Origin of the sequence: Shewanella marinintestina, assembly GCF_023283845.1 — a bacterium.
Classification (GTDB): domain Bacteria; phylum Pseudomonadota; class Gammaproteobacteria; order Enterobacterales; family Shewanellaceae; genus Shewanella; species Shewanella marinintestina.
This window is the reverse complement of sequence record NZ_JAKILC010000001.1, coordinates 250,662-265,887: the sequence shown is the minus strand read 5'-3', so window position 1 is coordinate 265,887 and position 15,226 is coordinate 250,662. Positions and strand designations below refer to the sequence as shown.

At 40.5% G+C, this 15,226-nt stretch carries 12 protein-coding genes and 5 tRNA genes; 6 read left to right on the top strand and 11 right to left on the bottom strand.

Going from position 1 to position 15,226, the window contains the following annotated elements; translation table 11 throughout:
• The first annotated feature begins 619 nt into the window (after positions 1 to 619).
• On the top strand, positions 620 to 2,626 hold the full coding sequence (gene uvrB / locus L2747_RS01205) for an excinuclease ABC subunit UvrB (RefSeq protein WP_248997299.1): 2,007 nt from the start codon (positions 620 to 622) through the stop codon (positions 2,624 to 2,626).
• A gap of 248 nt (positions 2,627 to 2,874) precedes the next feature.
• Here uvrB and rrtA read toward each other — a convergent pair whose 3' ends face one another.
• On the bottom strand, positions 2,875 to 3,522 hold the full coding sequence (gene rrtA, locus L2747_RS01200; RefSeq protein ID WP_248997298.1) for a rhombosortase: 648 nt from the start codon (positions 3,520 to 3,522) through the stop codon (positions 2,875 to 2,877).
• A gap of 7 nt (positions 3,523 to 3,529) precedes the next feature.
• Complete coding sequence (queC, locus tag L2747_RS01195; RefSeq protein ID WP_248997297.1) at positions 3,530 to 4,216, bottom strand: 7-cyano-7-deazaguanine synthase QueC; 687 nt, start codon at positions 4,214 to 4,216, stop codon at positions 3,530 to 3,532.
• A 126-nt stretch (positions 4,217 to 4,342) separates the two neighbouring features.
• Here queC and queE point away from each other — a divergent pair, with 126 nt between their 5' ends.
• Complete coding sequence (gene queE / locus L2747_RS01190; protein WP_248997296.1) at positions 4,343 to 5,011, top strand: 7-carboxy-7-deazaguanine synthase QueE; 669 nt, start codon at positions 4,343 to 4,345, stop codon at positions 5,009 to 5,011.
• A gap of 116 nt (positions 5,012 to 5,127) precedes the next feature.
• On the opposite strand, the gene L2747_RS01185 is transcribed toward queE, so the two are convergent.
• From L2747_RS01185 to L2747_RS01160, 6 genes are all read right to left on the bottom strand, one after another.
• Complete coding sequence (locus L2747_RS01185) at positions 5,128 to 6,216, bottom strand: PLP-dependent cysteine synthase family protein (RefSeq protein WP_248997295.1); 1,089 nt, start codon at positions 6,214 to 6,216, stop codon at positions 5,128 to 5,130.
• A gap of 197 nt (positions 6,217 to 6,413) precedes the next feature.
• Positions 6,414 to 6,498: transfer RNA gene (locus tag L2747_RS01180), tRNA-Tyr, on the bottom strand.
• Positions 6,499 to 6,575: 77 nt separating this feature from the next.
• A tRNA-Tyr gene (locus tag L2747_RS01175) sits at positions 6,576 to 6,660 on the bottom strand.
• A 78-nt stretch (positions 6,661 to 6,738) separates the two neighbouring features.
• Positions 6,739 to 6,823, bottom strand: a tRNA-Tyr gene (locus L2747_RS01170).
• Positions 6,824 to 6,909: 86 nt separating this feature from the next.
• Positions 6,910 to 6,994: transfer RNA gene (locus tag L2747_RS01165), tRNA-Tyr, on the bottom strand.
• 29 nt (positions 6,995 to 7,023) lie between these two features.
• A tRNA-Tyr gene (locus L2747_RS01160) sits at positions 7,024 to 7,108 on the bottom strand.
• Positions 7,109 to 7,434: 326 nt separating this feature from the next.
• Between L2747_RS01160 and L2747_RS01155 the strand changes: the two genes are divergently transcribed.
• The 3 genes from L2747_RS01155 (at position 7,435) to L2747_RS01145 (ending at position 10,603) form a co-directional block, all read left to right on the top strand.
• Positions 7,435 to 7,926 carry a VC2046/SO_2500 family protein gene (locus tag L2747_RS01155; protein ID WP_248997294.1) on the top strand — a complete coding sequence of 164 codons (492 nt, stop codon included), beginning with the start codon at positions 7,435 to 7,437 and terminating at the stop codon, positions 7,924 to 7,926.
• A 74-nt stretch (positions 7,927 to 8,000) separates the two neighbouring features.
• A complete protein-coding gene (locus tag L2747_RS01150; protein ID WP_248997293.1) occupies positions 8,001 to 8,288 on the top strand; it encodes a DUF406 family protein in 288 nt (95 codons plus the stop codon).
• Between the two features lie 128 nt (positions 8,289 to 8,416).
• The gene (locus L2747_RS01145) at positions 8,417 to 10,603 is read left to right on the top strand and encodes a bifunctional diguanylate cyclase/phosphodiesterase (RefSeq protein ID WP_248997292.1); all 2,187 of its coding nucleotides are present in this window, start codon (positions 8,417 to 8,419) and stop codon (positions 10,601 to 10,603) included.
• Between the two features lie 414 nt (positions 10,604 to 11,017).
• Here L2747_RS01145 and L2747_RS01140 read toward each other — a convergent pair whose 3' ends face one another.
• Complete coding sequence (locus tag L2747_RS01140) at positions 11,018 to 11,497, bottom strand: YchJ family protein (RefSeq protein WP_248997291.1); 480 nt, start codon at positions 11,495 to 11,497, stop codon at positions 11,018 to 11,020.
• Complete coding sequence (locus tag L2747_RS01135; protein ID WP_248997290.1) at positions 11,484 to 12,068, bottom strand: YybH family protein; 585 nt, start codon at positions 12,066 to 12,068, stop codon at positions 11,484 to 11,486. Before L2747_RS01135 ends, L2747_RS01140 begins: the two co-directional genes overlap by 14 nt.
• A 162-nt stretch (positions 12,069 to 12,230) precedes the next feature.
• On the opposite strand from L2747_RS01135, the gene smrA reads away from it, so the two are divergent.
• Positions 12,231 to 12,821 (top strand): DNA endonuclease SmrA, encoded by a 591-nt coding sequence (gene smrA, locus L2747_RS01130; RefSeq protein ID WP_248997289.1) that lies wholly within the window; start codon positions 12,231 to 12,233, stop codon positions 12,819 to 12,821.
• A gap of 135 nt (positions 12,822 to 12,956) precedes the next feature.
• On the opposite strand, the gene L2747_RS01125 is transcribed toward smrA, so the two are convergent.
• A complete protein-coding gene (locus L2747_RS01125) occupies positions 12,957 to 14,795 on the bottom strand; it encodes a M2 family metallopeptidase (protein ID WP_248997288.1) in 1,839 nt (612 codons plus the stop codon).
• Positions 14,796 to 15,226 lie beyond the last annotated feature (431 nt).

Sequence of the window (15,226 nt, the reverse complement as noted above, 5' to 3'; positions counted from 1 at the left end):
CCGATGGATAGTGGCTTGAGGTTAAATTGAGCGAAATTCTTTGCAGATTTTTTTAACGATTAAAAACAATGCGATGGAAAAAGCAACAGTTAATTAGGATGATTTGATTAGTTGTAAGAATCTTGTAACAAACTTGTCGGTATCTATTGTGAATTAATCTAGCGTTATTACTGGCGTTGACGCGGAGGTCAGCTGGCCAAGTGAGCTTCAAGGCGGCGTTATAAAATTTCATCATAATATTCAACGGCACTAATTATATAGCATATTGCTAATGTTAGACTGGCAATTACAATAACAATTGCTAAAACGGCAAAAGGCAGTCGTTAATTAATGCTGCTTCGATAAAGCGTACTGGTCTAAAAATCGATAGCTAACGTATCTCAAAGGCTGTGTTATGCATCTAGGGGTGTAACTCCGAGGGCATTTGATTGCTATTTCGTTATTCTGTTTTAGACATTCCGGGAGTTTTGCTTCGCAGGTGAGTGCGCTGCTTCTGTATCTTGGCGTATTGATGTAGATACTTTGCAATGAATGCCCTCATGCCTAAATTGACAATATTGCGCCATTAGTAAACAAATTAGGGTAAAATAACTGCTTATCTTTTGAAGGAAGTATCTGAGTGTCTGAATCTGTATTTCAATTAGAATCCATGTATAAACCTGCTGGTGACCAACCAACGGCTATTAATAAATTAGTTGATGGTCTTGAATCGGGCGTTGCTTGCCAGACATTACTGGGAGTTACCGGCTCAGGTAAGACATTTACCATTGCTAATGTTATTGAAAAGATGTCGCGCCCAACCATTATCATGGCGCCTAATAAAACATTGGCCGCACAGCTCTATGGTGAGATGAAGGAGTTCTTTCCGCATAATGCGGTTGAATACTTTGTTTCTTACTATGACTATTACCAACCTGAAGCCTATGTCCCGTCGACCGGAACCTTTATTGAAAAAGATGCGTCTGTTAACGCTCACATTGAACAAATGCGTTTGTCAGCGACTAAAGCACTTTTAGAGCGCAAAGACGTGGTGCTTATTGCTTCTGTCTCGGCTATTTATGGTCTAGGTGATCCTAAGTCTTATATGAAGATGCTGCTCCACCTTCGAGAAGGTGGAATTATACAACAGCGCGAGATCTTAAAAAGATTAAGTGAACTGCAATATACCCGCAACGATATTGAGCTTCAGCGTGGTACTTATCGGGTTAGAGGTGAGGTGATTGATATTTTCCCTGCTGACTCTGATAAGCATGCTATTCGCATCGAACTGTTTGATGACGAAATTGAGCGTTTGAGTTTGTTTGATCCTTTGACCGGTCACATTGTTAAACGCATCGCTCGAATTACCGTTTATCCAAAAAGTCACTACGTTACCCCACGTGAATCAATTCTAGCGGCAACCGAAGAGATCAAAGAAGAGCTACGCGATCGTAAGAAGCAGTTACTTGATCTTAATAAGTTGATTGAAGAGCAGCGGATCACCGAACGCGTGCAATACGATGTAGAGATGATGACCGAGCTTGGTTATTGCTCGGGTATTGAAAACTATTCACGTTATCTGTCTGGACGCGCTCCAGGTGATGGGCCGCCTACTTTACTAGATTATTTACCTGAAGACGGTTTATTGATAATTGACGAATCACACGTCACTGTGCCACAAATTGGCGCTATGTATAAGGGTGATCGATCGAGAAAAATGAATCTTGTAGAATATGGTTTCCGCTTACCTTCAGCGCTCGATAACCGTCCATTGAAGTTTGAAGAGTTCGAAGCATTAATGCCCCAAAGTATTTTTGTGTCTGCTACGCCAAGTGATTATGAAATTGATAAGTCAGACGGTGAGATAGCTGAGCAAGTAGTAAGACCTACAGGTCTTCTCGATCCGGAGATTGAAGTAAGACCAGTTGGTATTCAAGTTGATGACTTGCTATCAGAAATTGGAAAGCGCGTAGCTGTTAATGAGCGAGTTTTGGTGACAACTTTAACCAAAAGAATGTCTGAGGATTTAACTGAATACTTAGATGAGCACGGAGTTAAAGTAAGGTACTTGCATTCTGACATTGATACTGTTGAGCGAGTAGAGATTATTCGTGACTTACGACTTGGTGTATTTGATGTGCTCATCGGCATTAACTTACTTCGAGAAGGGTTAGACATGCCAGAGGTATCTTTGGTGTGTATTCTAGATGCTGACAAAGAAGGATTCTTGCGTTCAGAGCGTTCACTTATTCAGACCATCGGTCGTGCTGCGCGTAACGTGAATGGTAAAGTGATTTTATATGGCGATAGGATCACTAAATCGATGGATAAAGCGATTACTGAAACCAATCGTCGTCGTGAAAAACAGCATCAATATAACCTGGATAATGGCATAACGCCAAAAGGCGTTATTAAGAAAATTACCGATGTAATGGATATTGGTGATACGAGCGATATATCCAATGGTGAGCTCAAGCGTGTAGCCGAGCGAGATGCGGATTACCACGTCAAACCTGCCGATATCAGCCATGAAATTGATAGACTTGAAAAACAGATGCACGAGCATGCTAAAAATCTTGAGTTTGAAGAGGCCGCAGCTATTCGAGATAAAGTGGGCCGATTACGAGAGCAATTTATTAAAGCATAAATGACTTGGGCGTGTACCCAGGTATTTAACTGCTGTGTTCTAGGAGATTAGAACTGTTGTCATGGCGATGTTACTAATTGGAACTCTTATTCAAAATTAAGCTGGTTTACTAACGTAATAACCGTCATAAAGGCAGCCTAGGAAACTAAGCTGCCTTTTTTGATGCAATAAATAAAAGGTTGAGAACCTATAATCTGTGTCGTTGAACGGCTAAAGCTGAGTGTTAGATTAACGCTAGAGCTTAGTATTTAAACTTTAGATACTCGTTTATTGCATTTAGCTTGATACCGTTTTAAGGAGAGCTGACTTAGCCAAATGATCAGCGCACAGATAATCCCACTTATTAAGCCGACTAAGTGTGCTTCAGTTGCCACCCTAGCATTAATTAATGCAGTCATTTCTGCGCTAGCACCAAAAGACTGCTCATAAGCGACTTTAATGATTACGCCAAGTAATAACAGATAGCCAGACTTAAAACCTTGTCGAATATCATACACAGCACCATAAGCAAAAAGTCCATGTAGCATGCCACTTAAACCTACGTAACCGATAAGTGCTGGGTAAAAGGCGAGTAAGCCGATCCCTTGCAGTAGGCACAGAATAATAAACAGAAGGCTAAGGCCAGCAGCTTTGTAATGTTGCTCATGTAACGCAATAATGACCCATAAACCGGCTAGGTTCATGACTAAATGCCATGCATTCGTGTGCAGTAAATTACCACTAATTAAACGCCACCATTGACCATCTATAATTAAGCTTCTTTGATACGCAAGCTCGCTATCTAGTCCTTGATAAAACAAACAGATACAGACAATGCTACAAACTAATGCCACTAAATATGGGCTTGTTAGCAAAGATCTGGCGTTATAACGCTTAATGGGCTTTAGTTGAGGCATCTTTGGTTTAATTGTTTTTAGCGATCAGTTGTGCCATAACAGACTCTTTATTGTTGAGGTAATCTTCTAAGCCGCGCTTTCTTAACAGACAAGCAGGACAAGTACCACAACCATCACCTTTAATGCCGTTATAACAAGTTAGCGTTTCATGGCGAATTAAATCTAAACTCTGTAGTTTGTCGGCTAACGCCCATGTTTCAGCTTTATCAAGCCACATCAGCGGAGTCGAAATAGTCAGCTTTTTGTCCATTCCTTGTTCTAGTGCAGCTTGCATGGCTTTTACAAAATCATTGCGGCAATCTGGGTAACCAGAAAAATCAGTTTCACAGACTCCAGTAATGACGGTATCTGCACCTAACTGATAAGCATAAATGCCTGCTAATGTCAGAAATAAAATGTTTCTACCAGGAACAAACGTATTAGGTAAGCCGTTTTCCATGAGCTCATTAGAAACTGGGATAGAGTCACGAGTTAGAGCTGAAATTGCTAATTCATTTAATAGCGTAACATCCATAATTTTATGACTGGCAAGCTTTAGTTTGAGCCCAAGATCTTGGGCTATTTCAATTTCTTCTCTATGTCGTTGTCCATAATCGAAGGTAATGCCGTGCACCTCATCAAATTGTTGGAGGGCTTGGATGAGGCAGGTTGTCGAATCTTGACCACCACTAAAAACTACAACGGCTTTTGACATAATAAAATATAATCTTGTAATAAATAAGATTGCATAGTTTAACGCAGCAACGAATGCTTTTAAACTACTTGCGACTCGGGTCGAAATCCTCTATAACTGCGCCCCGGTTAACCAAGAGGCAAGATCATGAAATATCCAGTGAATGAAGTGTTTGAAACAATACAAGGCGAGGGGACTTACACCGGAGTACCAGCTATTTTTGTAAGACTTCAGGGGTGTCCGGTGGGTTGTTCTTGGTGCGATACTAAGCAAACATGGGAACTACTTGAACAAAATCGCGTGGCGTCAGAACTTGTGATTCAAGTCGATGGCACGATAGGCCGCTGGGCAGAGCTAACAGCAGAAGAGTTAGTTAACGCATTTGTAGCTAAGGGCTTTAATGCTAAACATGTGGTTATAACCGGCGGCGAGCCGTGTTTATATGATTTGCGTGAATTAACAAGCCAGCTTCACAGCCAGGGTTATCAAACTCAAATAGAAACCAGTGGTACATTTGAGGTTATTTGTGACAACAAAACTTGGGTAACTGTATCGCCAAAAGTGAATATGAAAGGTGGTTACGTGGTGTTAGCTCAAGCGTTAAATCGTGCTGATGAAATTAAGCATCCTGTAGCCACACAAAAGCATATTGATGAACTAGATAACTTATTAGCTGATATCGATTTAACAGGTAAAACAGTTTGCTTACAACCAATTAGTCAAAAACCACGAGCAACCGAATTAGCCATGGCAACGTGTATTGCACGCAACTGGCGTTTATCAATTCAAACTCATAAGTATTTAGACATCGATTAGGTTTAAGATGTTGAATTAAATCTTTTTGAATTAATGCCCTGAGAATGCAAAAAAGCCCCTACATTACGTCATGTATGGGCTTTTTTGTAAGCTTGTAATTTACTCTGTTTATTCGGCTATAAAGCCAATTTAGTTGTCGCCGGGCAGGCTAAACCACCCGTTTCACTAAATTTTTTGAGCGCCGCATTATAAGGGCTTAAATCACCAATATTTTCAGCGATCCAATCTGCATCGTAATAGGTGTCTAAATAACGTTCGCCTGAGTCACAGATCAGGGTCACTATCGAGCCAGTTTCCCCTCTGGCCGCCATTTCTGTGGCAATTTGTAAAACCCCGTAAAGGTTTGTTCCTGTGGATGCACCGGTTTTACGGCCTATGATATTTTCTAACCAATTAATAGTCGCAACAGAGGCTGGGTCTGGGATCTTGCGCATTTCGTCAACAACCCCTGGAATGAATGAGGGTTCGGCACGTGGTCGCCCAATGCCTTCAATTTTACTGCCGTTGCTACAGCTCACAGTTTTATCGCCAGTAGTGAAGTAATCGAAAAAAACAGAGTTTTCTGGGTCTACTACGCAAAGTTTAGTGTCTAAACGTTGATAACGGATATATCGACCTATCGTGGCTGATGTCCCGCCAGTACCTGGGCTCATTACTATCCATGATGGAATAGCGTGTTGCTCTTTTTCCATCTGATTGAAAATAGAATTAGCAATATTGTTATTACCGCGCCAATCGGTAGCGCGTTCTGCGTAAGTAAATTGATCCATATAATGGCCGTCCAACTCAGCAGCTAATCGCTCCGATTCGGCATAGATTTTACTTGAGTGATCAACAAAATGGCATTGACCGCCGTAAAATTCAATTTGTTGAATTTTTCTTTTTGCTGTAGTGCTTGGCATAACTGCGATAAAGGGTAAGCCCAGTAATCTGGCAAAATAGGCTTCTGAGACTGCAGTGCTGCCTGAAGATGATTCAATTACAGGCGTGCCTTCTTTTATCCAACCGTTACACAAGGCATACAGAAACAAAGATCGAGCGAGGCGATGCTTAAGGCTACCCGTAGGGTGAGTACTTTCATCTTTTAGGTAAATATCAATACCGTTTAAGTGTGGGGTGTCGAGTTTTATTAAGTGAGTGTCGGCACTACGTTGAAAGTCAGCTTCGATTTTTTCTATTGCTTGATTTACCCAAGAATTAGTCACTTTGTAGCCTCTGAATAATACATTTAGCTTAAATAATAGTGAAAAGTTACTGAGATTGGTAGCAGAAAAACTCTAAGACTTTGTTTGATGATATTGTGTAAATATTTGATTGAATGTGTTTTTACAGTGAGAGAGATTGAACAATGGAGGACTTGCAAGAGAGTAAACTAAATAAGTAACAGTAGGTGTTTAAGAAGTGGTGGAGGGAGAAGGATTCGAACCTTCGAAGGCTGAGCCGTCAGATTTACAGTCTGATCCCTTTGGCCACTCGGGAACCCCTCCACATTATCTTACTTTGGTCTTACGCATTACATTGACCTGTAATGTTTGTAGCAATTACTTCTGATTGAATTAAGAAGTGGTGGAGGGAGAAGGATTCGAACCTTCGAAGGCTGAGCCGTCAGATTTACAGTCTGATCCCTTTGGCCACTCGGGAACCCCTCCACATTATCTTACTTCGGTCTTGCGCATTGCATTGGCCTGCAATGTTTACAGCTTTTACTTCATATTGAACTTAAGAAGTGGTGGAGGGAGAAGGATTCGAACCTTCGAAGGCTGAGCCGTCAGATTTACAGTCTGATCCCTTTGGCCACTCGGGAACCCCTCCACATTTTCTTAACTTCTTTTCTTGCACACAATATTGGCCTATTGCGCTTTTTACTTTCACTCTTTGCGCACTCTTTGCGGTAGAAATGGTGGAGGGAGAAGGATTCGAACCTTCGAAGGCTGAGCCGTCAGATTTACAGTCTGATCCCTTTGGCCACTCGGGAACCCCTCCAGAGTATTTCTCTACAAATTGTGTGCAAATGGTGGAGGGAGAAGGATTCGAACCTTCGAAGGCTGAGCCGTCAGATTTACAGTCTGATCCCTTTGGCCACTCGGGAACCCCTCCTCAATTGCGGCGGCAATAGTAGTCAGAAAAAATTCTGCTGTAAAGCCTAAATATGAAATAAACGGTAAAGTTGCGACTGTTTGGTCAATTAACTTACAACAAGTTGTTTTGTGGATGTATTCTTGTTCAATATGGTTAGTAATTGGCTTATTGCTAAAAGAATCTCTATCAGGTTAGGGGGTTATTGCTAAAAGAAAGCACTCGCTTCGTACTTGTCAATAAATCGCTGTATTCATTTATTCGAATTTGAAATTAAACCTAAAGCTATGGCTTGTTTGGTCGATAAAGTTTCAATGGTTTGTTTTATAGGTTTATTTTTGTTCTAAATGAATGCAATTCAAGCAAGTAGTACATTAGTTAATGAATCCCAGCTAGGTTCGAGACTCAATCATGCGATTGGTTCTAACCGACGGGGTGAGTTTGGCTTATTACTTTCACTACTTTCTGCCGATGCTCGTGACATGGCGCAGTTTCAAACTGCCACGCACAGGTCAAATGACTTAAGAACTAAATTTGAATTGCCTGTGGCGCAAGTACTATTAAACCAAACTGATATCGATGATGTTGTTATTGATAATAGTTATGTCCATCAGCGCGATGGAGCGGCTGCATTTCGTTTAGCCAATGTATTACACCAAGAAGCTTTGGTTATTCGTAAAAATGAATCATTAGAAATGGCAGACGTTTTAGCCAACTGTGAGCTCAACATCCGTAACCGCTATCAACAGCAGCATACAGCACCATCAATTCAGTTAACTCACTTTGTTGAACAGTTACAAATGCAGCGTCAAATGAGCGAATTAATTGCGCAAGCATGATGGTGATCCTGCTTTATTTTGAATTGCTGATATATAATTGGCTTTTCATTATCTTAAAGTAGAGACATATTAATATGAAAAATATTCAACAAGCGCAGTCAAATTTGGTCAACGACACTTGTACTGATTGTGGTAGCTTTGTGGATGTTGGTGCTGTAATCGATGAGCACGATACGGTTTTAGAATTAGAATTAAATGGCGAAAATTGCCAGCAATTAGCAAATGATATAATCGCTAAGGCACAACAACGTTTTGACGACGTAACAGCAGACAGCCAGGTTGAAGACCAAAGTGTAAAAATTAGTCTAACCTTTGCATTTACTGCTGAAAAAATGATATTTCAACTTGAAAATGGTCTGTAAACTAGGCTGGTAGAACTTGCTGAAATTACGTTAATTCGTGTAGTCTTGTACCCTATAAAAAATATAATTTAGCTTTAAGTATTAAAGCGATTGGTGAACAAGTTGTTTGCCTTATTTTAGGATGACGTGTGAAGAAGCAAAAATCTCAACAATTGTTGGAATACATTGTTAATTCAGAAGCAAAGCAGCTCGGTGATTTTAAGGCCACTGCACAAATTGCCGCTGAATTACTTTCACAGCAGCTTAATGTATCAAGTGTTGTCGTTTCTGCGATTTGTAGTGAAAACGACACGCTCGAACAAATCACACGCTTAACAATAGCTTCTTTACCTTCTAAAACTCTCTCCCAAGTTCAATCTTACCGACCAAAACCTTCTTTGTGTGACGACTTCATTAGCCAGTTGAAAGTAGAGCGTCACATAACTTCTGAACATTGTGTTGACGACCCTCGGTTAGTGGAGTTGCAAGCTTACTATCAAGGGCATGGCATACGCGCTGTGCTAGAAGTCGCTATTCGAATTAACGGCCATTTAGAGGGTATGTTAAGTTTGGAACGTACCGAGAGCTCTGAACCTTGGCATGAAAGCGAAGTGCAGCTCTGTTCTCAAGTAGCCGACCAATTAGCACTGACTCTAGCGACTAAGTATGGATATGATAAAGACGAGCGTTTAACATTATTGCTATCAGCAGCCGAGCAATCAGACCAAATCATGATGGTCGTTAACTTAGCTACTGATTGTATCGAGTATGTGAATAATGCCCATTTTGAATTGACAAAAGTCCCTAAAGAGCGAATTTTAGGTCGCAAAATTCAAGTCTTAGATTTTTTCAAACAGTATCCCAATTTATCTGAGTCCGTCCTTAATAAAGCCCGTAATGGCGAGCCTTGCGAAGAAGAGATAAATCTCATTCGGCATGATGGCAGCGCTTATTGGATGCGCTTATCTGTAAAACGCTTTATCTCTGAAAGGGGTAATCACTTTGCACTGGTGAATGCAGAAAACTGCACTGAGCAACATCATCATCAAAGTGAGTTATTGCGCTTAGCTTGGCGGTGTGGATTAACAGGCCTTTATAATCGTACCCATTTTAGTCGAGTACTTAAAAAGCTTAAATCAGGCCACATGGTGCTGATCGATTTACGTGGCTTTAAACGGTTTAATGATACTTATGGGCATGCAAATGGCGATGTGATGTTGATTGAAATTGCCCGGCGTATCCGCCATTTTGCCGAGGTACATCAACTATCAGAAATCGCGCGCATTGGTAGTGATGAGTTCGGTATTTTATTTGAAAATAACGAAGATGAGTTCAGTATTCAACAAGCGACAGAACGCTTATATCGTCAGCTTGAAGCCCCAATCACCATAGGTATTGAGCAGATAGAGCCTAAACCGGCATTAGCACGAGTGGATATAGCATCTATTGAAGAGCAGTTTTCTTCGTTAACCTGTGCTGATATTGCGCTGCAATATGCTAAAAATAAACAAGGTAACGCGATTCAAGTATTTAATTCAGCGTTACTGAATGCCTTTAAAGAAGATGCACAGATTGAGCGTGATTTGGTAGCTGCAATTAAAGGTCGTCAGTTTGAGCTTTATTATCAACCGCTAAAAGACTTAAAAAAGCAGGCTTATATTGGCGCAGAAGCGCTTATTCGCTGGCATCACCCTAAAAAAGGCGTGTTATATCCTGGTGCTTTTATTGATATTGCTGAGCAATCAGGGTTAATTAATGATATTGGCTCTTGGGTACTAGAGGCTGCATGCAAACAGTTAAATTTGTGGCAGCGTCACCAAATTGATATCTCAATGCATGTAAACGTGTCAGCGAGACAGTTTTTTAGCGGTACCTTATTTGAACAAGTTTGGTCGTTGGTTACTCGTTATCGCTTAAAGCCTCATAGCTTAATTCTGGAGATCACTGAAACAGAGCTGATGGAAGATATTCGTTCTGCGACAAATCTCTGCAATGAATTAGCTGATTTAGGTGTTGGCTTAGCCATTGATGACTTTGGTACAGGTTATAGCTCAATGAGATACCTTAAGCAGTTCCCGATCAGTAAATTGAAGATTGATCGCTCCTTTATCTCTGATCTCAGCGTTAGCCATGAAAGTCGAGAAATTGTTAGTGCTATTATTGCCATGGCATCGGCGTTGAATATTTCATTAACAGCTGAGGGGGTTGAAACCAAAGAACAAGAGTCATTTTTGGCTGAACATTTATGCCATCAAGCTCAAGGGTTTTTATACAGTCCAGCATTAAGAGAGTCAGAGTTTAGCCAGTTTTTAGCGAAATCCCCTTCAATTCATTAGAGCTGTAGGCCTTTGTAATACTTAATAACACATAGTCCAATCTCTATTAAAAGCAATAAGCTATAGGGTATTTAGTGGCTTCTTACTGTTCGTCAGTTTTATGCCAGCATGTTGCAGTTACCTCTCTTTAATTCATAAGCCCCAATATTTGCAGTTTTTAAACGCTAACCTTGAGTCTGAATTTTAGAATCGAGTTGTTGAGTTTTGCTCGGTAGGGGTTAAGAGTTTGAAGAGGTGTAACTTGTACAACATACAGCTAAAGAGCTTTGTAGCCTCATCTTGACCGGTTAGGCTGTCATAATTGAATATTATCAATTATGACTAAAGGCTGATTTGTAAATGAAACAATAGGGGAGTCATTACTAAGTTAAAACAGATTTTCGATTAATCACTTTGCAGTAATGTTTCTGATCGTTACCCACCACAACATTGTTTGAACTTCTTACCACTATAGCAAACGCACTTGTCGTTACGATTAGGCATCACAGGATCCATTTGCTTGCCCTCGGTATACAGCCATTGGCCATCACATTTTAGAAAATCTGAGCATTCATGGATAGCATCAATCTCATCATCGAGTTTATACCAAGCTTGAAATGTAACTTGTCCTTTATCATTTGTATGCGAACTGCGGATCACATCCAGACTTAACCATTGCGGTAAAGGCTCTTGTGCGAGCGTCTCCGTATCGAGGCCGTTAAGGTATTGGCTATGGTGAGTCGCAATTAAGTAGTCATAATCTTTTAAATAGAAAGCACAAAAACGTGAGCGCATTAATTGCTCTGGTGTCTTTGCGGATTGCTTTTTAAGATGAAATGGTTGGCAACATTGCTGGTAAGTTTGCTTTGAGCAACAAGGGCAAAGAGATTGTGGATCAATATTAATGTTGGTCATGGTTACTTGGTACTGATTGTTGGCTTAACGCTGGAAATTGGCGACCATAATAAAGGTTTGGACTAGGTTTAGCATTATAATAAAATGACGCTTCAGCTCGATTGTTAGTATCAACAGTGAGGTACCATTTACCGTCATTTTTCTTTTTCGATACACCAACAAATTTCCCCGCAAATTCACTGCTTGGCTCGCCATTATCAATTGGTGGATGGAATCTAATGAGGTAATAACCGATATCCGTTGCACTGGAACCTTCAATATTGCGTTCTATTACACGGAAGTCGACTTCAATTTTTGCATTTTTGTGTTTAATTTTACCGAAAAAAGTATCGTATAAAGCGACGATTTTATCACGACCCATAGTGATCCCTTCACCTTGGCTTTCTGGAATATAACAAGCATCTTCAGAATAAATGGATTTCATTCTGCTAGCATCAAGCTCGTTAAAAGCATCACTAAATTGGTTATAGACAGCATTTAGTGCTTCATTATCATCCGCAAGTGCGACTTGAAGTAGGCTAAAGTAAATTAAATTAATGAGTGTAAACGCTGTTGCAACTTTTTTAAGCATGTAATAGGGCAAACTAGGAATATAATAACTAACACTATAATAGATGGTTAAGGTGAACTAAAGTACTAGATCATTACAAGATGTGTTGCAGTGTTTAGCTTTTACGCACATTGAACATTTTTCAGATAATGGTTTGGTGGTTCTAGGCTAATTGGGGGGATTATGGTTGAAGAAGAAATGAGTCTGTTTCTTTCTGAGATGGCAGGTGTTCAGCCACTTAAAAATAATACGACGACTACGATTAGCGAGCAGAAGGTATCAACTGAAGCGCAAAACCTGCGCAGAAAACAATTACAGGTGAGTGAGCAACTCGCCAAGTTGACGCTAGACCCTAATTTAATTACAGCTATTTTACCCGATGCAATCGTTGAGTTTAAACGTGATGGGGTTCAAGAAGCGGTTTTTCATCGCCTAAGCCTCGGGGGATATCCGATTAAATATGAAATTGATTTGCATATGCTTAAGGTTTCGCAGGCAAGAGAAGCTCTGTATCAGCAGATCCTAGCAAGCAGAGCCCGCGGGGAACGCTGTATACTAGTGATTCATGGTAAAGGAGCTAAGGCTAAACCTTTCCCGGGGTTAATGAAGTCTTTTGTTGCTTCATGGTTAGAGCAGATCGAAGAAGTCTTGGCTTTCCATAGCGCACAGCGCCATCACGGAGGTACCGGAGCTTTATATGTTATGTTGACTAAGTCTGAACAAAAGCGGATTGAAACCCGAGAAACTAACCATAAGGGCGTCAAGGTACGCTAGTATCAATTTTGAACAATATTCGAAAGGTGTCAGTGAAAGCTTTTATTAAATTTGAGGTGATTGCGACAATGTCTAAAAAGGCCATTAACAACAATTAATGGCCTTTTTGCTATAAACTATACATGGTGTAAAAATTTACCAGCCACACTGTCGGTTCGCTGAATTGTTTTGCTCATCTAACCATGCTTGTAAAGGCGCAAAGTAATCAAGTACAGCTTTTGCATCCATCTCCTTCGTGCCTGTAACGGCCGCTAAAGCTTCTGGCCATGGTTTACTTTGTCCCATTTCTAACATGGTGTTAAGTTTAGCACCGGCTTCTTTATTGCCATATATACTACAGCGATGCACCGGACCGTTATCACCAGCAATTTCACACAATGATTTGTGGAATTGGAATTGCAAAATGTGCGCTAAAAAGTAACGTGTATATGGCACATTTCCTGGCACATGGTATTTAGCGCCTGGGTCAAAGTCTGCTTCAGTACGTGCCATTGGTGCTTTAACACCTTGGTATTTTTCACGTAGTTCCCACCAAGCTTGATTGTATTGCTCTGGTGTAATTTCACCGCTAAATACTTTCCAGCGCCATTGGTCGATCATCAAGCCGAAAGGTAAGAAGGCAACTTTATCTAATGCTTGTTTAAGCAATAGGCCAATATCTTTAGAAGCATCTGGCACTTCATCTAATAGCCCTATTTGCTTTAGATAATTTGGCGTAATAGAAAGCGCAACGGTATCGCCAATAGCTTCATGGAAGCCGTCGTTAGCGCTGTTTTTAAAGATAAAAGGTTGATTTTTATAAGCGCGTTGGTAGAAGTTATGACCTAATTCATGATGAATAACGGTAAAGTCTTCAGCCGTTTTTTGAATGCACATCTTAATGCGAATATCGTCTAAGTTGTCGAGATCCCACGCTGACGCATGGCACACAACATCTCGATCTTCTGGCTGTACAAACAAAGATCGTTTCCAGAACGTGTCTGGTAATGGCTCAAAGCCTAGTGAAGTAAAGAAGCTCTCTGCTTGCTCGACCATTTTTACTTCATCATAGTTATGCTGAGCAAGTAGCTCTGTTACGTTGTAACCCGGATCAGCATCTTGAGGAGCAACTTGTTCATAGATATTGCCCCAACTTTGTGCCCACATGTTACCGAGTAAATGCGCTGGTATTGGCCCCGATGCAGGAGCAATGTCTTCTCCATATTGTTCATTTAGTTCACCACGCACATAACAATGCAGTGAATCATACAGCGGCTTAACTTGGCCCCATAAACGATCTAGCTCAGTAGAAAACTCATCAGGTTTCATATCGTAGTTACTGCGCCAAAGCTCTGAAAGATCAGCATAGCCAAGGTCTATTGCACCTTCATTGGCAAGTTCAACTTCACGTTCAAATAGAGGGCGCATAGGCTTAGCAATTTCTCGCCAACCTTGCCAAACTTCTAATAGTTCATCTGGATCCTTTGAATCAGCCATAATCGCTGATAATTCCGGTTGACTTAGGCAGCGACCATCTTTAAAGCAATATTTCCCTTTGCCGTATAAGCCGTTTAATTCAGCACTAATGTTAGCAAGCTCTGCATTTTTTACTGGATCGAGAGGGGAGGGTAATACAATAGAGCTACGTAGAATATTGAGCTTTCTTTTTTCTTCATCGCTCAGCTCCAAACCTGCATATTGTGCTGCAAGAGTTGCAAGCTCCACTGATTTTGCAGTGTATTTTTCAGCTACACTAGCAGACAGAGCGGCAGTATCTTCCGTAATAAAGTTACTGTAAATCCATTCTGAGCGGTTAATTTCTAGTGAAAGCTCAGCCATTTGTGCTTCAGCATTAGTAATAAACTGCTTTGCCTCTGCTGTTTTATCTACTGTTGCAGGGCTAGAGTCGGTTTCTGATTGGCTACAAGCTGAAGCCCCCAATACTAGTGCAATAACAGCCGACAATTTAGATACCTTAATTGAGGTCGTGTTCATCGTTGAAATCCTTTGTTATTTTTGTGTTGCCCATTTTACTTGTTTTGTTGCCAATTAACAGAGGGTTCAGTAAAAGCTAACATCAGAAAGGCTTAAAATGATAACGACTCTAGTCACTATTAATGGAGGCTAACTTGACTAAGAGTTTTGTTACGATTTTGCTTAACGCTGATTAGATGTTTCATCTTCAGGCAATACTCGCCTTAGGCTTTTTTTATCAGGATGAATATTAATTGTCGTTTTAATTGTTATTAAAGTTTCTATTTTTTAAGGTGAAAATTAGTTGGGTCAATAAAGGCCTAAATAGGCCTTATTGCTATCTCGGTTTTATAAAGACCATAAAGGTCAGTTTATACTGATATATCGGGAATTTGTTTGACAAGCTGAAAGCGAATGTTTAATTTAAACGAGTGTTTTAAATAGATATGAAG